At 71.8% G+C, this 18,624-nt stretch carries 13 protein-coding genes; 2 read left to right on the top strand and 11 right to left on the bottom strand.

Features of this window, described 5'->3' with window-relative positions; genetic code table 11:
- Positions 1–10: 10 nt before the first annotated feature.
- Complete coding sequence (locus tag ACWEFB_RS21685; RefSeq protein WP_452287945.1) at positions 11–490, bottom strand: hypothetical protein; 480 nt, start codon at positions 488–490, stop codon at positions 11–13.
- A gap of 383 nt (positions 491–873) precedes the next feature.
- Between ACWEFB_RS21685 and ACWEFB_RS21680 the strand changes: the two genes are divergently transcribed.
- Positions 874–1,431: a hypothetical protein gene (locus ACWEFB_RS21680; RefSeq protein WP_452287943.1), complete on the top strand. Its 558-nt coding sequence runs from the start codon at positions 874–876 to the stop codon at positions 1,429–1,431.
- Between the two features lie 54 nt (positions 1,432–1,485).
- Here ACWEFB_RS21680 and ACWEFB_RS21675 read toward each other — a convergent pair whose 3' ends face one another.
- Positions 1,486–2,211, bottom strand: a complete 726-nt coding sequence (locus ACWEFB_RS21675) for a hypothetical protein (protein WP_452287941.1) — start codon at positions 2,209–2,211, stop codon at positions 1,486–1,488.
- 283 nt (positions 2,212–2,494) lie between these two features.
- On the opposite strand from ACWEFB_RS21675, the gene ACWEFB_RS21670 reads away from it, so the two are divergent.
- Positions 2,495–3,166, top strand: coding sequence for a class I SAM-dependent DNA methyltransferase (locus tag ACWEFB_RS21670; protein ID WP_452287939.1), 672 nt, complete (start codon positions 2,495–2,497; stop codon positions 3,164–3,166).
- Here ACWEFB_RS21670 and ACWEFB_RS21665 read toward each other — a convergent pair.
- The 9 genes from ACWEFB_RS21665 to ACWEFB_RS21625 all read right to left on the bottom strand — a co-directional run bounded on the left by ACWEFB_RS21665 (position 3,129) and on the right by ACWEFB_RS21625 (position 18,493).
- Entirely contained in the window at positions 3,129–3,935 is an 807-nt protein-coding gene (locus tag ACWEFB_RS21665; RefSeq protein WP_452287937.1) for an ATP-binding cassette domain-containing protein, read from the bottom strand. The two genes, ACWEFB_RS21670 and ACWEFB_RS21665, sit on opposite strands and share 38 nt — an antisense overlap.
- Positions 3,936–4,031: 96 nt before the next feature.
- Positions 4,032–5,900, bottom strand: a complete 1,869-nt coding sequence (locus ACWEFB_RS21660; protein WP_452287935.1) for a dipeptide/oligopeptide/nickel ABC transporter permease/ATP-binding protein — start codon at positions 5,898–5,900, stop codon at positions 4,032–4,034.
- On the bottom strand, positions 5,897–6,280 hold the full coding sequence (locus ACWEFB_RS21655) for an ABC transporter permease subunit (RefSeq protein ID WP_452287933.1): 384 nt from the start codon (positions 6,278–6,280) through the stop codon (positions 5,897–5,899). The genes ACWEFB_RS21660 and ACWEFB_RS21655 overlap by 4 nt, the downstream gene beginning before the upstream one ends.
- Before the next feature lie 293 nt (positions 6,281–6,573).
- Positions 6,574–7,878: a diaminopimelate decarboxylase gene (gene lysA / locus ACWEFB_RS21650; RefSeq protein WP_452287931.1), complete on the bottom strand. Its 1,305-nt coding sequence runs from the start codon at positions 7,876–7,878 to the stop codon at positions 6,574–6,576.
- A gap of 9 nt (positions 7,879–7,887) precedes the next feature.
- Positions 7,888–8,712 carry a 2,3,4,5-tetrahydropyridine-2,6-dicarboxylate N-succinyltransferase gene (locus ACWEFB_RS21645; RefSeq protein WP_452287929.1) on the bottom strand — a complete coding sequence of 275 codons (825 nt, stop codon included), beginning with the start codon at positions 8,710–8,712 and terminating at the stop codon, positions 7,888–7,890.
- Positions 8,709–9,812, bottom strand: a complete 1,104-nt coding sequence (locus ACWEFB_RS21640) for a pyridoxal phosphate-dependent aminotransferase (protein WP_452287927.1) — start codon at positions 9,810–9,812, stop codon at positions 8,709–8,711. The genes ACWEFB_RS21645 and ACWEFB_RS21640 overlap by 4 nt, the downstream gene beginning before the upstream one ends.
- On the bottom strand, positions 9,809–10,498 hold the full coding sequence (locus ACWEFB_RS21635) for a methyltransferase domain-containing protein (RefSeq protein WP_452287925.1): 690 nt from the start codon (positions 10,496–10,498) through the stop codon (positions 9,809–9,811). The genes ACWEFB_RS21640 and ACWEFB_RS21635 overlap by 4 nt, the downstream gene beginning before the upstream one ends.
- Complete coding sequence (locus ACWEFB_RS21630) at positions 10,495–11,418, bottom strand: pyridoxal-phosphate dependent enzyme (RefSeq protein WP_452287923.1); 924 nt, start codon at positions 11,416–11,418, stop codon at positions 10,495–10,497. The genes ACWEFB_RS21635 and ACWEFB_RS21630 overlap by 4 nt, the downstream gene beginning before the upstream one ends.
- A complete protein-coding gene (locus tag ACWEFB_RS21625) occupies positions 11,411–18,493 on the bottom strand; it encodes an amino acid adenylation domain-containing protein (RefSeq protein WP_452287921.1) in 7,083 nt (2,360 codons plus the stop codon). The genes ACWEFB_RS21630 and ACWEFB_RS21625 overlap by 8 nt, the downstream gene beginning before the upstream one ends.
- Positions 18,494–18,624: the final 131 nt, after the last annotated feature.

Raw genomic sequence — 18,624 nt, 5'->3', positions numbered from 1 at the left:
AACGGTGAAGTTATCCGACCTTCGTCGCGAAGGCGTCCCGGACCGACGGGGACGACAGGAACAGCCGACTCTGCGAACTGCTGGCCGGTGTGAAGTCGATCATCCAGTGCTCGGGCAGGACTGACCCGCCGTCGAAAACCATCAGGTAGACGTAACCCACCATGATCCAGGTCGTACCGTCCGACCAGGCGCACGTGACCTCGGCGGGGCGGTCCCCACCGTCCCGGTAGCCGAGCAGCGGGCCGTCCGGCGGGAAGCAGAGCGACAGGTCGAAACTCGACCCGGCGCGGCCGGCGACCATGTCGGCCGGTTCCACCGTACGGTCGGCTTCGAAGTCGTGAGTGCCCGGCAACGCCACCGACGTGCCGTCGGGCAGGACCAATGTCGTACGCCGTTTCTCCACCGGGTCACAGAGCCCGGCGACCTCGGTGAGCAGGCGCCCGGCGTCACGTCGGTGTACGTACACCTGGAAGCTGTAGTCGATGCCCATACCGTGACCTCCAGGTCTCGACCCGATCACCTGGCTCCCCCGACGGAGGGGTGAGCCAGCTTCGTGGATCCTCAGTCTGCCCCGGCCGCCGGAAGCCGCCGAAGAGCCCAGGGAGTCATCGGGACTGTGCAGCGGCTGGCGACAAGCCGTACGGTGGTCGACATATCGACAACGCTCAGCCGGTGATGCCGTGGTGCGGATCGGGCCTTTCCCGGGGTTCCGCATCCCTGGATTGCCGAGACATGTTGGAGGTCCGGACCGTGTGGGGTTCCCCGGGGCATCGCAGGCGTCGCCTGCAACGGTTGATTCGGCGCAGTAACCGGGCGATGGCGGCGGGGCGGTTACGTACGGCGCTACGAACCAACCTCCTGGCCGAGGAGACGGTGCGCCTGCTCGAAGAGGAAGAAGGGTCCGATCCGTATCACCTCCGGGTGCTGGCGGCGCTGCTCTACAACCGCGCCGGGATCTACGAGCTGGTGGGCGGTAGTGATGCCCTCAGGACCGCACGTCTCGCGGCGAGTCTCTACCATCGCCTCGATCCGACAAAGGGCCAGCCGTCGAAGATCGCCGAGGTTCTCGCCCCCGTGCAGGTACCGGTCGTCGTCACCGACTACCGAACCGTGCGTGCGGTGGTTGAGGAGCATCAGCGCGTCGAGCGGGAGGTCGAGGAGAGCATCGCCCGTGCCGCGGATGCGTCCCTGCGCGCCAAGCGGCTGGACTGTCAGCTGTATGCCGCGGTCTTCCATTCGGACAGGAAGCAGTTCGAGGACACGATCGCGCGCTTCAGAGCCGAGGCGGATCGGGTTCTGAAGGTCTACCAAGAACTGGGGTTCGTCGGTCATCACCACACCCCCGACGACCTGAGACGCGTGGAGGCCGAGTGCAGGGCGGCGTTGACCTACATGCGAAGCCAGGCCACCTGGCACCGCTCGTCACGATAGGTTCGGCCTGACCAGGCATGGACGGCCCGACCGGTACAGCGCGATCGGGCAGGCTCACCCGGTGAGGCCGAGTGCGCCCGTACGCAGGACCTCGGTCGCGGTCTGGCGCAGTCGACGGCAGAGGTCGGACTCGTCGAGCCAGTGCTCCCAGGCGTCGGCGTCCTCGGGGACGCGGGCGTCAAGGGCGGCGAACGATCGATCCCACACCGGGGTCCCGGCGGTCCGGTCGATCACGGGCGAATCGTCCCCGTCAGGGTCGCCGGTGCGCAGCACGAACCCGAGCGCCACCGATTCGGCCCACAGCCGGTGCGCCGAGACCAGGCAGTGGTACTCGCCCGACGAGTGGTCGTAGATCACCTCGTCGAGCGGACGCGGCAGCACGACAACGCCGTCGCCGCAGGTGGCGAGCAGGTGGTCGAAGGTCAACCGGCGGTCGGGCAGCTCGTCGTACGCGTCGTGCAGCTCCGGCTCGTACGATCGCGCGGATGGCGCCGTGCCACGGACCGCGACGTACCGGGCGAACCAGGCCAACCGCTCGGCCCTTCGGGAGTGCGAGGAGTAGGAGCCCATCGACACGCCGAACAGGCAGGGGTCGGTCTCCGGGGGCAGTGGTGGGTCGATCTCGACGATCGATCGGGGCTCTCGATGGTCGGGCAGTCCGTGGTGCCGCAGGCAGGCGTTGACCTCGTCCAGGAACCGTTCCTTCTCCTGACGCGGCCAGACCGCCTCGTCCTCCTCGTCATGGCAGAGGAAGAGCCCTACGCCGACGTCGAAACCCATGTGGTGCACCGTAGCGTCCGGCTGGCCGACCGGATCGGGGATGCGATCGCCACCCTCAGCGGCTTCGGCTCGGCGATGTCCCACGGAACTTCCTTGGGGCCGAGCAGCGAGGTCCGGTCGGAGGGCCGAGGTCGTCGAGTCCGGCTTGGACAAGTGTCGTCGCCCGAGCGCGGCCAGCCGCCGGTCGTCCGGCGCGGCTGTGCGCCGATCGCGCCGGCCTGGTGCCGATGCTGGTCCGCGATAGTGCGACGAGTGGCACGCCGACCTCGACCCGACCGACGCCGTGGAATGTCTGGCCGACCTGATCGCCGAAGGACCGGCGGGACCGGTTTTCGAACTGGCCGTCGGCACCGGCCGGGTGACCATTCCGCTGGTCGAACGCGGAATCGACCTGCGGGCCGTCGACGCTTCCGAGGCGATGGTGGCCCGGCTGCGGGCCAAACCCGGCGGTGAGCGGATCCCCGTCACCATCGGCGACATGGTCGACGTCGACCCGGGTAGCGACGACCGGTTCGCCATGGTCTTCGTCGTCTTCACGACCTTCTTCCTCCTGATGAGCCAGGAGGACCAGGTGCGTTGCTTCGCCAACGTCGCCCGGCGTCTCCTTCCCGGTGGGCGGTTCGTCCTGGAGTGCCTGGTGCCGGACCTCGCCCGATACCAGCGCCAGCAGAGCGTCGACGCCCACCGGGTCGACCACGACCACGTACGCCTCGTCGCGGTCCGCCACGACCCGGTCGACCAACGCTTCGACGGTCAGCACATCCTCATCACCAACGAGGGAATCCGCCTGGCCCCGGTGTCGATGAGGTACGCCTGGCCCTCCGAGCTCGACCTGATGGCGCGTCTCGCCGGGCTGCAACGCCGCGACCGGTGGGGCGGCTGGCGCCGCGAGCCCTACCTCGGCACCGGCTCCCACGTCACCGTCTACGAGTTGCCGGCCCAGCCGCCGGCCTGACGCCGAGGTCGATCGTGGGGGTCGCCGCGAGCAGCGCCCGGGTGTACGGGTGGCGGGGGGCGGTGGTGATCTCCACGGTCGGGCCCTGCTCGACGATGCGTCCGTGACGCATGACCGCGACCCGGTTCGCGAGTTGCCGGACGACGGCGAGGTCGTGGGAGATGAACAGGCAGGCCAGACCGAGACGGTCGCGTAGGTCGCAGAGCAGGTTGAGTACCTTCGCCTGTACCGACACGTCGAGCGCGGTGACGGGTTCGTCGCACACGAGCAGGCGGGGTCCCAGGGCTATCGCGCGGGCTATCGCGACGCGCTGCTGCTGTCCCCCGGACAGCTGTCGGGGCCGACGCTGGCCGACCTGGGGGTCGAGTCCGACGAGGTCCAGCAGTTCGTCCACCCGCGCGAACCGGGACGGGGTATCGCCGATGCGGTGGATGTCCAGCGGCTCGGCGATGGCCTGTCGCACCGTCAGCCGGGGGCTGAGGGTGAGGTACGGGTCCTGGAACACCATCTGGACGTGCCGTCGGTGCTCCCGCAGCGCTCCGCCACGCAGGGCATGCACGTCGACTCCAGACAGACGCACCACGCCCGCGCTGGGGCGGTTGAGTCCGGTGATCACCCGCGCGAGTGTGGTCTTGCCGCAACCCGACTCGCCGACGAGCCCGACGATCTCTCCCCTGTCGACGCGCATCGTCACGTCCTCGACCACGTGCACGTGGTCCCGGCCTCGACGACGGGGGTAGCCAGCGGTGACCCGTTCGATTTCGAGCATCGGTTCAGCCCCCGTTCCGCCCGATCAGGGTTCCGGTTACGAGCGCGGCCCCACCAGGCGGTAGTGGACACGCCGACCGGTGCCCCGGGCTCAGTGTCACCAGCGCCGGCTGATGGTGGGTACACGCCGGCACGGCAGCCACGCACCGCGGGGCGAAGGCGCAGCCGCTGGCATCGTCCGGACCGGTGCCGGAGCGGCCGGCATGGTGGGGAACCGGGTGCCCGGTGCCGCGCCGGGACGCGGTACGGCGTCGAGCAGGCCACGGGTGTACGGGTGGTCCGGGTTCTTGATGATCGTGGCGAGCGGTCCCGATTCAACGATCCTGCCGGCGTACATGACGGCCACGCTGTCCGCCAGGCGGGTGACCACCGCCAGGTCGTGACTGACGACGATCATGGCCATGTCCAGTTCGTCGCGCAGCCGGGCCAGCAGGTCGAGCAGTTGCGCCTGCACCGTCACGTCGAGCGCGGATGTCGGTTCGTCGGCGACGAGCAGCTCCGGCTCGCCAGCGAGGGCGACAGCGATCTGCGCGCGCTGCCGCATCCCGCCGGAGAGCTGGTGGGGGAACTCACGGGCGATCCCGGCGGGATCGGGCAGACCGACCAGGCGCAGCAGTTCCTCGCTGACCCGCCGGGTGGTGGCGCGCCGGCCACCACGGTCGGTGTTCCTCACGGCCTCGTCGACGTGTGCGCCGATGGTCCGCAACGGGTTCAGCACGGCCAGGCTGTCCTGGAACACCACACCCACCCGGCGGCCGTTGGTCCGGCGACGTTCGCGGGGTGTGAGTCCGACGAGTTGCCGGGCGTCGGTTCCGGTCCCCAGCAGCGCCGAGCCGGTCACGACTGCGCTGGGGTCCAGCAGCCCGAACGGGGCCAGCGCGGAGGTGGTCTTGCCGCTGCCGGTCTCACCGACGATCGCCATGATGTGCCCCCGCCGGACGTCGTAGGAAACGTCGGCGACGACGCGGCGGCGTCCGCCGCCGTCCGGATAGGTGACGGACAGGCCCCGTACGCGCAGCAAGGTCTTGTCTTCGGCGGACCTGGCCGGCGTTGCGGCCGGGCGAACCGGCGCCGACGGCCCGGCGGCGGCCGGCGTTTCGGTCGGGCGGTGCAGACGCGTCGGCAGTACCCAGCGCAGGATCGACCGCCGCTCATCGCCGACCGCCAGACGCTCTCCGAGCAGGTTGCTCGCGAACACGATCGCGGTGATGGCGATGCCGGGCGGGTAGGCCAGCCACCAGGCGGAGGCCAGGTAGGGCCGCCCCTCAATGAGCATCTGGCCCCACTCGGCCTGTGGTGGAGGGATGCCGAGGCCGAGGAAGCTCAGCGTGGCGACGCCGAGGACGATGGCGCCGACGTCGGTGCTGGCGTAGACCAGGCACGGTGCGAGGGCCGGCGGGACCAGGTGTCGGCCGAGGATGCGTCCGGGTCCGGCGCCGAGCAGCCGGAGTGCATCCAGGTGGGGGCTGCCCCGCAGACCCGCGACGCGGGCGCGGGCGATGCGGGCGTACGGTGCCCACGCCCACAGGGACATCGCGATGACGAGGTTCTCCACACCGGGCCCGCGCAGGCCGATGACCGCCAGCGCCACGAGCATTCCGGGTAGGGAGACGGCCATGTCGACGACCCGGGCGATGATCCGGTCGACCCAACCGCCGAGATAGCCGGCGACCGTGCCGGTGACGACGCCGACGGTCAGTGAGATCGCCAGGATCGCCGCGGTGACCGTCACCGAGATACGCGCGCCGTGCAGGAGCCGGCTGAGCTGGTCACGGCCGAGCTGGTCGGTACCGAGCAGGTGGTCCGCCGATGGTGGCAGCAGACTGGCCGCCAGGTCGTTGGCCGTGGGATCGGCCGGTGCGAGCACCGGTGCCAGCAACCCCACCAGCCCGAACGCGATCAGGGGCAGGGCGAGCAGCGTGGTCCGCACGGTCGTCGGCATGCCCCGACGGCGGTGTCCGTTCATGTCGCCTCCGCCCGAGGACGCGGCGTGCGTTCACCGGTGCCACCACGGCTCAGCCAACCCCGTCGGGCCCGAGGCAGGCGCGGGTGAGCACCGGAGCCACTGCGGGATCGAGGATCGACGAGGACCTGTAGGACGTCGGCAAGACGATTGGCCAGGATGAACCCACCGCCGAGAATGAGTGCGCTCGCCTGTAGCGCCGGGACGTCCCGGGCCGCGGCGGCGCGTACGAAGTAGGCGCCGAGGCCGGGCCAGCCGAAGATCTGCTCCACGACGACCGTGCCCACCAGCAGGGTGCCGATGGTGAATCCGGCGACGGACAGCACGGGTCCGGCGGCGTTCGGCAGACCGTCGCGGAGGTGGCCGGCAGCCACGCGATCCACGTGTCCCAGTCGGCGGCCGTGGCCGACCTAATCCGGCGGGCGGCCACCGGAAGCTGACCCGGGCACACACCAGCCCCCTACGCTCCGACCGCGCCGAGGCACCGGCACGCCGTCGCCCACGCGTCGGCCCTCGGACCCGGGCTGGGTTGGGGCGTGCCGGGCGGCGCCAGCGCCCCGGGGACGGCGTCATCTCACGTCGAGTTGCCAGAGGCCGAGCGGGTGTGTTCGGGCGCTGAACATCATGATCTGTACCGGTCGTGGAGTTCCGCGGCACGCAGCAGGTCCATGCGGCGTCAGGTCCAACACAACTCTGGGTCCGGCCCGTTGTCCGGCCCGGGAAAGACCGACGCCGGGAACTTCAGAGTCACCTGCTGATCGGCGACGGTCTCGGCACGCCGGATCCGGCTCACCGTGCCGTCGTCGTGCAGCAGTAATTCCTGTGGGCGCAACCGGCCGTTGTAGGTGAACCCCATGGACCAGCCGTGCGCCCCGGTGTCGTGGACGATCACCAGATCCCCGACGTCCGCCCGGGGAATCTCGCGCTGCACGGCAAGTTTGTCGTTGTTCTCGCAGAGCGACCCGACCACGTCGGCGACCTCGGTGGGTCGCGCCTGGCCGTCCAGGACGGTGACGTGGTGGTAGGCGCCATACAGCGCAGGCCGCATCAGCGCGCTCATGCCGGCGTCGACGCCGATCATCGTGCGCGCCTTGTGCATGCGGTGGATGACCCGGGTCACCAGGATGCCATGTGGGCCGGTGACCGCCCGTCCGCTCTCAAGGTGCAGCCTCGGCTGCCGTTGTCCAGTGTCGGCGGCCCAGCGCTGGAGCTGGTCACCGAGCGCGGCGCCGAACCCTTTGAGATCGAACGGCTGCTCGCCGGGCCGATACGGGATACCGATGCCGCCGCCGATGTTGACTGAGGACACCGCCACGCCGGTCCGCTGACGGAGCAGGACCGCCAGGTCCAAGAGCGTGGCGAGAGTACGCGAGAACGGCTCGGCGTGCATGAGCTCGGAGCCGCGCATCAGGTGCAGGCCGACGTCCTCGACGCCGTGCGCGAGGGCGAGCGTCACCGCGGGCACGAGCCGGTCGGCGGGGATGCCGAACTTGGCCGACTCGGCGTCCCCGAGCATCCCGCCAGGCAGGGTGCTGTCAGACGCTGACGGGTGCAGCCGGAAGACCAGCCGTTTCGGCGGCGGCCCCAGGGTGAGCAGGCGCTCCAACACCGCCTCGTCATCGATGGTGATCAGCGCACCGGCGTCCAGGGCGGCGATCATTTCATCCACCGGTGTGTTGTTGGAGGTGAAACAGATGTCCTCGCCGGTGGCCCCGGCGATGGCCGCCGCGGCGAGCTCGGCCGGGGAGCTGGCGTCGAAACCGAAGCCGTGCCGGGCGACGACCGCGAGGATCGCCGGGTTGGGCAACGCCTTGACGGCGAAGAATTCGCGGAAGTCGGTGCCGGCGAAGGCGTCGGCGAACGCCTTGCAGGTCTCCTCGATGCCGCGTTCGTCGTACAGGTGGAAAGGCGTGCCGAAATGGTCGGCGACGTCCCGCGCGATCGGCTCGAACCGCGCGGCGAGGGTGGGGTTCATCGGCATGGTCGCTCCTCAGCCTGCGGTGTCGTGTGCGCGGAAGACTTCTTGCAGGGCGAGCGCGTCCGGGGTTTCCCCCTCGGCCAGGCGCCGGATCACGAGCAGGCAGGGCGCGCCGAACTCGCCGCCGGGGTGGCGCCGGGGATAGGTGGCGCCCACGCACACCGACCAGGCCGGTGCCTCGCCACGGGGCAGTTCGTCACCGGTCTCGCTGTCGAAGACCCGGGTGCGGCCGGTCAGCAGCACGCCGGCGCCGAGCTTGGCGCCGGTTCGTACCCGCGCGCCCTCGACCACCATGGCCCGGGAACCGACGAACGCGTGGTCCTCGACGACGACCGGGACCGCGCCGGCCGGCTCCAGGACGCCTCCGATGCCGACCCCGCCGGACAGGTGGACGTCACGGCCGATCTGGGCGCAGGAGCCGACGGTGGCCCAGGTGTCGACCATGGTCCGGGCGCCGACGTGGGCGCCGATGTTGACAAAGGATGGCATCAGTACGACGCCGGGTTCGAGGTGGCTGCCCCAGCGGGCGATCGCCCCGGGCACCACTCGGACGCCGGGAAAGTCGGCCTTGAGCGGCAGCCGGTCCTGGTGGCGGAACGGACCCGCCTCGGTCGGCTGTAGGTCCAGCACCCGGAAGCACAGGATGATCGCCCGCCGGGCCCGCTCGTCGGCGATTACCTCGCCGGTGCCGGGTTCCGGCCGGAAGACTCGGGCCTCGCCGCGGTCCAACAGGTCGACGGCGGCGACGACCACGTCCCGCGCGTCGGCGTCGCCCGGGGTGAGCGTGTCGCGCCGGTCCCACAATTGGTCGATCTCGGCGGGTATCGGACTGTTCACGAGCGGGCTTTCTCCTTGCGGGCGGGGGCGAGTCGGTCGCGGAGCAGGTCGGGGTCGACGACTGCGGCGAGGCGTACGTGTGCCGCGCCGGCCTGGCCGTAGACCTCGCCCGGGGTGGTCACGATTCCGTAACCGGCGGCAAGGCGGTCCGCCCACCGCCGTCCGGATCCGCCTGGGGCGCGGGCCCAGGCGAACATGCCGCCCTCTGGCGGCCGAACGTCGACATCGAGGTCCCGCAGCAGCGCGACGAGTCCTTCGAGGCGCTGCCGGTGGCGCGCGAGGTGCACGCGTACGTGCTCGTCGTCAGCCAGAAGGGTCGCCGCGATGTGTTGGGCTGGGCCGGACGGGATCAGGCCTAGGTCACGGCGACCCCGGACCACCGCGGCCACCAGGGCGGGGTCACCGGCGAGGAGACCCGCGCGCAGCCCCGGCACGTGCGAGCGCTTCGAGAGACTGTGGACGGCGAGGACACCGTCGAGCCCGGTGGTCAGAACGGTACGCGGTGGTCCGGCCCAGGTCAGCTCCGCGTACGCCTCGTCGCTGATCACCGGAACGCCATGCCGGCGGCCCCAGGTGGCGATAGCCGGCAGCGGCTCCACAATGCCGGTCGGGTTGCCCGGACTGGTGACGAACAGGCACACGGCCCGGCCTGCCACCTCGGGTGTGAGTGCCGTCACGTCCATCCGTCCGTGCTGGTCCGTGGGCACGCGGAGCACCCGCAGGCCGGCGAACTCCGCGCCGGCGCGGTACGGCGCGTAGCTCAACGCGGGCACGAGCACGGTGTCGCGGTGCGGGGCCATGGGATTCCGCAGCAGCGCCGGCAGCATGGCCACGCACTCCTTGACGCCAGCGCAGGGTGCCACCGCGTCGACCGGCACCGCGGCGCCGAACCGGCGGGCGAGGTAGTCGCGGGCCGCGACGCGGAACTCGGGCGTCCCCGCGGTGGGTGGATAGCCGGTGAGGTCCTCAGGCCGGAGCCGGACCGTGGCCAGGGCCGGCGGTGGGTCGGGCGGTATCCCGAGCGAGAGATCGAGCACCGGACGCCCCGATCCGACCGCCAGCGTCCACGCTGCCGCGCGGTCCCACGAACTGTCGGTCATCGGGCCCGGGCCACAGCGACCGAGCGGATGCGCTCCCCGGAGACGGGACGGCGGTAGCGGTAGGTCATCGCGGTCACCGAGGCGAAGCCGGCCGCGGTCGCCGCGTCGACCAGGTAACCCACCGACAGCCAGTGGAAGCCGTTGACTCCCGGCGCCGGGCTGGCTGCCTCGTCGGACGGCGGCCCGTCGTTCGAGATGACAAGGGTGCCGGGGCGCTTGTCGCGGTCGAGCCAGTCGTGGATCCGGGACAGGATCGGCGCGACTGCGCCGGACGCGTGCAGGTGGCCGAGGACGCCGTCCATGTAGACCACGGCGAATTCCTCTTCGGGTGCCCAGTTGGTCAGGTCGGCGCAGATGGCCGGCACGCCCTTGGCTGCGGCGAGTTCGACCGCGCGGGGCAGGGCATCGACGGCGAGGATCCGGTGACCGGCCGCGACCAGGTCCGCTTCCACCGCCGCGTTGCCGCAGCCCAGGCTGAGCAGGCCGGCCGGGTCACCGTTGATGGTGTCGACGAGGATCTGCCCGATCCACCGACGGTATTCGGGCGACCAGGTCGCCGGGGTTACCGAGTCGCCGTGCGCCTCGCCGCGCTCCCAGACGTCGAAGACGCTTTCCCGGTCCCCGGCCCCGTCCATGTAGAAGGCGGTGAGGTCGTCCAGCTGACGATTGCCGGTGGTGATGTTCATCGTGCGTCCTCCTGGAGGTGGTCATCGACTTCCCGCGCGCCGAGCAGCACGACGTGGTTTCCTGGTCCGAGCCGTTCGCGGGCGGCGTACGCGAGCAGGCCGGCGAAGGCGACCGCACCGCCAGGGGTGGGATGCAGGTCGGCGTCGCCGAGGACTGCCGCGGCCTTGACCATGGCGTCGTCGTCGACGCCGTGGACCTCTCCGTCGGTGTCGCGCACCAGGGCCATCGCCTCCCGGCCGTGCAGCGAGTGCCAGCTGGCCAGCGGCATGTTGACCGTGGTCGTGACCAGGCGTTCCGGCGTGATCGGCGCGTAGTCGCCCGGCCAACTGGTGGCGATGGGGTTGTTGCCGAGGCAGGAGACGCCGTGCAGGGCGGCGAGCCAGCCGAGGGCCTGTGCCCGGCGGCCGATCCCCGTCAGGGTGGTGCCGTTGCCGACCGGGAGCCACAGCGTGGCCGGGGGCTCGTCGAGCTCCCGGTGCAGGGCGTCGACGACGTCCCCGGCGCCGGCCAGCACCGCGGCGGCGAACGGACCGTCCACGTTGCCGTCTGCGGCGTTCAGCTCCTCGGCGTACTCCGTGGTCCGGTCATGCACCTCCTCGTATGTGCCGTCGACCACGATCGTCCGCGCGCCCAGCCGACGGATGCCCGCGCCGCCGTCGTTACCGACCGACGGCATCAGCACGGTGCACCGAATTCCGCCGGCACCCGCCGCCACCGCCATTGCCCGGCCGTAGTTCCCGCAACTCGTGATCACGACGTGGTCGTATCCGAGAGCGCGGGCGTGGCGGACGACGGCGTACGCGGAGGGCTCTTTGTGACTGCCCGACAGATATCGGCTTTCGTCGCGGACCAGAACCCGCGCGCCGGGCACGAGCGCGGAGACGTCGACGGTCGCGGTGGTCGTCCCGGGGCTAGGCACGTGTCGCCGCCAGCTGCTCGTCGGCGAGGCGCTGCATCTCGTCCTTGTCGGCCAGGCGGGGCGGGGGCAGGGCGTCGGGCAGAGTCCGCTCCAGGTCGCGCAGCACCGGGTTGCGCCACCCCCACCAGGCCCAGGCCAGTTGGGCCAACCCGCTGAGCACCACCAGGAACGCGAAACCGCGCCCCGGGCCGGTGCCGAGCACCTGGCCCACCGACGACGCCAGCCCTCCGCCGGGTTCGAGCAGTGGCCGGACCCAGGTGTCGGCCAGCGGGGCGACGATGAGGAATCCGAGCGGCGTGGCCAGCATCATCACCGACAGGTAGAGCGCCAGGACCCGCCCCTGCAGCTCGAACCCGACCTTGGTCTGGATCATCGCGATGAAGTGCGCCTCGGCGACCGCGACCCCGAGCGCCAGGCCGAACAGGCCGATCGTCGCGCACCAGACGGCGGGGAACACCCCTACCAACGCCATGCCCGCACTGGCGGCAGCCATCGCCAGCAGCACCCCGTGCATGCGCTGGGCGGTGCCGCCCCACAGGCCCATCACCAGGGCGCCGACCAGCCCGCCGACGCCGCCCGCAGCCAGCGCGAGACCGGCCGCCCCGGCCGAGTGCTCGACCAGCAACATCGGGGTGACCACCGCGAAGCCGAGGGCGAACAGCAGCTGGTCGACGGTGAAGAACCACATGGCGGCGCGCAGTCCGGGACGACGCACGATGTACGCCCAGCCCCGGGAGATCTCGGTGCGGAAGTTCTCCTCGCGGCGGTGGAAGGCGAGGTCGGGGATCCGCGCCCAGAGGAGCGTGGTGACGCCGACGAGGAAGGTGGCCAGGTCGACGACGAGCACGCCGCCGATGCCGATCATCGCGTACAGGCCCGCGCCGAGCAGCGGGCCGAAGACCGCGCTGATGCCGACGCCGATCTGGCTGATCCCGTTCGCGTGCCCGAGGTAGCGCTTGGGCACCATCTGGGCCACCGCGGCCAGGTATGCCGGGCGCTGGAAGGCCCCGGCTACCGAGGTGATCGTCACGGCCAGGAACACGTGCCAGAGCTGCAGGCCGCCGAGCAGGATGAGCAGGGCCACGCCGGCGACCGCGACGGCCGAGCCGACGTCACTGGCGATCATCACCCGGCGCCGGTCCCAGCGGTCGGCGACCGCGCCGCCGATCGGCCCGAGCAGAACGCCGGGGAGCACCGCGACCGCGCTCAGGACGGCAAACGCGCCCGCCGAACCGGTTTGCGCGAAGACCCAGATGGACATGACGAAGGCGCTGAGTCCGCTGCCCACCATGGACACCAGCTGCCCGGCGGTGACCAGGCCGAACAGGCCGAGGCGCGGTTCCGGCCCCGGTGGCGGTGCCGGCACCGGGGAGGACCGGGCCCGCTCGGGAGTGGCCAGGTCGGTCAGCGCTTCGGCGAGCTCTGCCGAGTGGGTGCCGATGAAGAAGTGCCCGGCGTCCGGGAGCACCGCCTGGTCGACTTCGGACGCCACGTGCGCCCACTCGTGCATCCGCTCCTCGTGGTGCTCGGTAACCCGGTCCCGGCTGCCGACGATGCTGCGTACCGGGGCTCGGAGGGGCTCGACGTTCTCGTCGCGGTAGAGGTCGGTGAAGTAGCGTTCCGCGTCCCGGGCGTCGTGACGCACGTTGCGCAGCGCGAACTCCGTGTCGTCGGTGTCGGTGAGGTCGGTGAACCCACCGCGGCCGCGCAGGTAGGCCATCAACTCACGGTTGGAGGTGAACCGGTCGGTCGGCAGGAACCGGTAGATCCGGTCGAGCAGCCGCCCGGGCAGCCGGGCGGTCGGGAAGCCGGCGCCGAGCCCGACCCCGGCCAGGTTCAGGCCGCGGGCCTCCGCCTGACGGGCGATCTCGACCGTGACGGCGACGCCGAGGCAGTGTCCGTAGAGCATCAGCGGGCCGCTCAGCTCGGCCATCTCTTCGACCACCCGGGCCGCCACCTGTTCGGCAGCCTGCAGCGGCTGCTCCGGGCTTGTCGGGTCGTGGCCGGGCAGTTCGACGGCGTGCAGTGCCCAGGTGGCCGGGAGGGCGAGCGCGAGCGGGCGGTACGCGATTGCGTTCCCACCCGAGTACGGGACGGCGACAACGGTGACGCCACCGGCCCCGATGTCGGCGTCGCCCGGGGTGAGCCGGTGCAGCAGCCCGGTGCCGCGGGGCGCCTTCTCGGCCAGAACCGCGGCGAGGCCCCGTACGGTCGGATTCTGGTACAGCTCGATCAGGGTCACCTCGGCGTCGAGGCGCCGGACCACGCGCAGGGCCGCGAACGAGTCCCCGCCGAGGGCGAAGAAGTCGTCCTCGGGTTCCAGGGCGTCCGCCACGCCGAGGACTTCGGCCCACGCGTGGGCGACGCGCTGCTCCACCGGGTTCAGCGGCGTTCGCTCCCCCACCCGGGCGGCCACCCGGTCCGTGGGCGCGGGCAGGGCACGGCGGTCGAGTTTGCCGTTCGGCGTCGCGGGCAGCGTCTCGAGCGTCAGGATCCGGGCCGGGACCAGATGGCGCGGCAGCCGGGCGGCGAGGGCGGCGCGGATTCGATCCTCCGAGCCCTCCTGCTGGTCGCGCGTCACCACGTAGCCGATGAGCTGGTCGATTCCGCGGGCGTTGGGGTGGACCGCAGCGGCTGCCGCCTGCACGCCGGGCAGGGCGGTAAGGGCGGCCTCGACCTCGCCCAGCTCGATGCGATGCCCGTTGATCTTGACCTGGTCGTCGAGCCGGCCCAGGAAGGCCACCACCCCATCCGGGCGTCGGCGGGCGCTGTCGCCGGTGCGGTAGAGGCGTCCGCCGGGCCGGTTCGGGTCCGGGACGAACCGCTCGGCGGTCAGTTCGGGCCGGCGGTGGTAACCCTCGGCGACGCCGAACCCGCCCAGGTAGAGCTCGCCGATCACATTGTGCGGCACCGGTTCCCCGTGCCGGTCGAGGACGTGCACCCGCTGTCCGGGGAAGGGCCGCCCGATCGGCAGCGGCGCGTCGTCGGGCAGGTCGTCGACCTCACCCTCGAAGACGGTGTTGTCCACGGTGACCTCGGTGACGCCGTACGCGTTCGCCACTCGGGCGTGGGCGCCGACGATGCGCCGGGCCAGCTTGTACTCCCCGACGTGCCACTTTTCGCCGCCGCCGATGAGCATCCGCATCGAGGGTAGGCCGCCGCCGGTCGCGTCGAGGTGGTCGAGCAGTTGGCGCAGCACCGCGGGCACCAGCTCGAAGAAACCCACCTGCTCGGTACGGATCAGCTCGGCGAGACTCTCCGGACGCAGGAGCACCTCGCGGGGCGCCACCACGACCCGGCCACCGGTGCACAGGCCCCGGAAGGTCTCGGCGACGAACATGTCGAACGAGAAGCTGGCGACCTGCAGGTAGCTCCATTCCGGACGCAGGCCATAGTGGTGCTGCCAGCCGGCGACCAGGGCGATCAGGCGGTCGTGGGTGATGACGACACCCTTGGGCCGGCCGGTCGACCCGGAGGTGTAGATCATGTACGCGGGTGTGCCGGCCGCCACGCGCGGCAGCGGTCGTACGTCGTCGTGGTCGTCGCCCGCGAACTGGTCGAGCCGGACCACCTGGACGCCGGCGGGTGGTTCCGGGATGTCCACGTCGCCGCGGGTGAGCAGCATCCCGGCGTCGCTGTCCGCCAGCATCATGCCGAGGCGTTCGCTCGGGTAGGCGGGGTCGAGAGGCAGGTAGGCGGCGCCGGTCTTGAGCACCGCCCACGGCGCGACGAACAGGTCGAGGTCGCGTTCCAGGCAGATGCCGACGAGCACGCCCGGTCCGGCGCCTTGAGCGACCAGCTGGTGGGCGAGCCGGTTCGCGGCGGCGTCGAACTCGGCGTAGCTGACGGTGGCGCCGTCGACGAGCAGCGCCGGGGCGTCCGGCGTCTCCCGGGCCCACCGCTCGACGTACTCGTGCACCCCGTGCATCGGCGGGACGTCGATGCCGGCCAGGTCGGAGCCCTGGTGCTCCTCCAGGATGGCGTGGCGTTCGGCGTCCGACAGCATGGGCAGCCGGCTGATCGGCAGCTCCGGGTTGCGGCATGCGGCGTCGAGCAGCGTCACCAGGTGGTCGCCGATCGCCGTGATGGTTCGCTCGTCGAACAGCTCGGTCGCGTAGTCCAGGGTCAGCAACGTGTGGCCGCCGGCGATGTCGATCGCCACCGCGAGGTCTAGCGTCGAGGCGGCCGGTGGTTCGTCGCCGGCGTAGCAGACCCCGCCGGCCGTCGGCTCCGGCAGGTTGTGCACGCTCAGCGAGACGGTGCTGAGGCGGTTGCGGCCTCGGCCCACGGGCAGCTCCGCCGCGGCGACGATGCCCGGCGTGGGCAGATCCTGGTGCGCCAGATCCTCGACGACCGCGATGGCCAGGCGGTGCACCAGCTGGGTCATGCTCGGGTCGTCGCCGAGGTCGCCGCGCAGCGGCAGGACGTTGACTACCGGCCCGACCAGGTCGACGGCGTCGGGATGTCCACCGCGACGGGCCGTCGGGGCGAGCACGGTGACGTCCGTGACACCGGTGTAGCGGTGCACCAGCGTCTGGATCGCGGCAAGCGCCACGACGAACAGGCTGGTGTGGTGGCGGCGGGCCAGGTCGTGCCAGCGGCGGACCTGACGATCCTCGAGGGTACGGGCGACCCGCTCCACCGCGAAGGTCCGTTGTGCCGGGCGCAGCCGGTCGGCGGGCAGCGCCCAGGAGGTGTCGAGCCCGGCGAGTCGCTGCCGCCAGTACCCGACCAGATCGGCGTTCTGCGCCGCCGCTGTGTCCCGCCGTACCAGGCCCGTCAGTGCGGACGCGGCCGCCCGGCCTCGGGCGGCGTCGGTGTGTTCGGTGGAGTCGGTTTCGGCCAGCAGGCTGCCGAGGTCGTCGCCGAAGGTCGCCACCGACCATCCGTCGAAGCCGATGTGGTGGACGACGAGCACCAGTTCGTCCCCGGTCGCCTGGCGCAGCAGCAGCGCCCGGACCGGCAGCTCCCCGGACGACAGGTCGAAGGGCACCCGGGTGGCGGCCCGCCGGGCCTGCCCCGCCCGCCGGTCCGCCTCCTCGGTCGGTTCGGCGCGCAGGTCGAGCGTCTCGAGCGGCACCTCGACGTCGGCGGCGACGACGCGGCCCGGCCGGTCGCCGTCGAACTGGATCCGCTGCCGCAGGGCGGGGTGCCGCCGCGCCAACCGGCGCAGCAGGTGCCGCAGCCGGTCCGGCTCGACCGGCTGCGGCAGGCGGTACCGGATGCCGAGCGTGTGGACCGGCAGCTCGACCAGGTGCTCGGAGATCACGAAATCGCGTTGCAGCGGGGTCAGGTCACCGGTCTCCGCGTCATCAATCTCGGCCGGCGTCACCTCGCGGGCCGCGGCGCGGACGGCGCTCGCCACGTCCTGGAACCGGGGCCGGGCGAGCACCTCGGCCATGTCGATCTCCAGGCCGTGTTCCCGGTGCAGCCGGGTGACCAGCCGGATCACCGCGAGGGAGTCGCCGCCCTGCTCGAAGAAGTGGTCGTCGTCGGTGACCGAGTCGACGCCGAGCAGCTCGGCCCAGATCCGGCGCACCGCGCCTCCGTCGGCGACGGTCTCGTGCCCCGGCCCCGGTCGCGCGGCCGGCGCGGTGGGGTGCAGGGCGGCGAGCGCCTCCCGGTCGATCTTGCCGGAGACGGTCCGGGGGAACGTCGGATGCACGGTGATCGAGTGCGGACGCAGGAAGGCCGGCAACTGCCGGGCGACGTGCTCGCGTACCACCGCTGGGTCGACGGTTTGCCCCGTTCCGCCGGCGGCCAGCAGGTGCGCCCGCAGAATCGGTCGGCCGTCCAGGTCGCCGACCTCCACGGCCGCCTCCAGCACGCCCGGCGCACGAGCCAGCGCGGCCTCCACCTCGCCCGGTTCGACCCGAAAACCCCGGAGCTTGACCTGGCGGTCGAGCCGGCCGAGATACTCCAGCTCGCCGTCCGGGCGCCGGCGGACGCGGTCACCGCTGCGGTACTCCCGGCCCGAGCCGGGTTGCTGCATGAACCGGGCGGCGGTCAGGTCGTCGTCGCCGAGATAACCGGTGGCCACCGCCGGGCCGCCGATCCACAGTTCGCCGTCCTCGGCCTCGGCGCCGGTCTCCACGTCGACCACCCGGCAGGTGACGCCCGGCAGCGGTCGACCGATCGGCACCGGGTCCTCTCCGTCCCAGCCGGACAGGTCCGCGGTGGTCGCCACGACGGTGGTCTCGGTGGGTCCGTAACTGTTGATCAGCCGTACGCCGGGAACCGCATGCCGCCGCCACCGGCGCACCGCGTCCGCGCGCACGGCCTCCCCGCCGATCACCACCGTCCGCAGCCCCGGCGGCAGGTCCACCTCGCCCTGTTCAAGAGCCACGAGCAGTTCCAGCCAGTACGCGGTGGGCAGCCCCAGTACTGAGATCTGCCAGGACCCGCAGGTCCCGAGGAACAGGTCCGGCCGCCCGATCATCTGCTCGTCGCGCACCACGACGGTCGCGCCCGCGCACAGCGGGAGGAAGATCTCCTCGATCGAGGCGTCGAAGCTCAGCGAGGCGAACTGCAGCACCCGGTCGCCTGGCCCGGGCCCGTAGACCTCGGACGCGGCCCGGCAGTAGTGGGTCAGCGCGCGTCGCGGCACGACGACCGGCTTCGGCTCCCCGGTGGAGCCCGACGTGACGATGACGTAGGCCGGGTCGTCCGCACCGACGCGGATTCGCCCAACAGGCTCCCCTGCGGCCAGCAGAGCGTCCAGCGTGGACTGGCGAACGGTGCCGGGCCCGTCGGCGGCTGAGGTCGTCACCTCCAGCACGGGCGCCACCCGGTCGAGGATGCGGGTGCGCCGGGCCTGCGGGTGGTCCCGGTCGAGCGGCAGCCAGGCCGCCCCGGCGTGCAGGATGCCGAGCATCGCGGTGATCGCCGCCGTGCCCCGCGGCAGGCTGATCGCGACGATGTCGCCGCGCCCTACGCCGCGCTCCCGCAGAGCGGCGCCCACCCGGGCGGCGTTCTCCATCAGGGAGGCGTAGGTCAGGTGACCGTCGCCCTCCACAATGGCTACCTCATCGGGGAAACGTGCGGCGATGCTCTCGATCAGCTCGTAGACATCCATAACGTCCGACGAAGGCCATGTCAGAGCGTCGATCGATAAGGGCGCACGACTGCGCAGGTCTGGCGTGCTCGGCATGCCCGCAGCCAAGTCGACGAGCGCGAATTCGGGATGACTGTCCAGATAACGTCCAT

Source organism: Micromonospora sp. NPDC004704, from assembly GCF_053601675.1.
This window is presented reverse-complemented; position numbering and strand designations above follow the sequence as displayed.

Excerpts from the sequence above, each read along its gene's own strand:
- lysA (WP_452287931.1), bottom strand. The coding sequence starts at position 7,878 with ATGCCGATGAACCCCACCCTCGCCGCGCGGTTCGAGCCGATCGCGCGG.
- ACWEFB_RS21640 (WP_452287927.1), bottom strand. The coding sequence starts at position 9,812 with ATGACCGACAGTTCGTGGGACCGCGCGGCAGCGTGGACGCTGGCGGTC.
- ACWEFB_RS21675 (WP_452287941.1), bottom strand. The coding sequence starts at position 2,211 with ATGGGTTTCGACGTCGGCGTAGGGCTCTTCCTCTGCCATGACGAGGAG.
- ACWEFB_RS21665 (WP_452287937.1), bottom strand. The coding sequence starts at position 3,935 with ATGCTCGAAATCGAACGGGTCACCGCTGGCTACCCCCGTCGTCGAGGC.
- ACWEFB_RS21635 (WP_452287925.1), bottom strand. The coding sequence starts at position 10,498 with ATGAACATCACCACCGGCAATCGTCAGCTGGACGACCTCACCGCCTTC.
- ACWEFB_RS21685 (WP_452287945.1), bottom strand. The coding sequence starts at position 490 with ATGGGCATCGACTACAGCTTCCAGGTGTACGTACACCGACGTGACGCC.
- ACWEFB_RS21660 (WP_452287935.1), bottom strand. The coding sequence starts at position 5,900 with ATGAACGGACACCGCCGTCGGGGCATGCCGACGACCGTGCGGACCACG.
- ACWEFB_RS21625 (WP_452287921.1), bottom strand. The coding sequence starts at position 18,493 with ATGGATGTCTACGAGCTGATCGAGAGCATCGCCGCACGTTTCCCCGAT.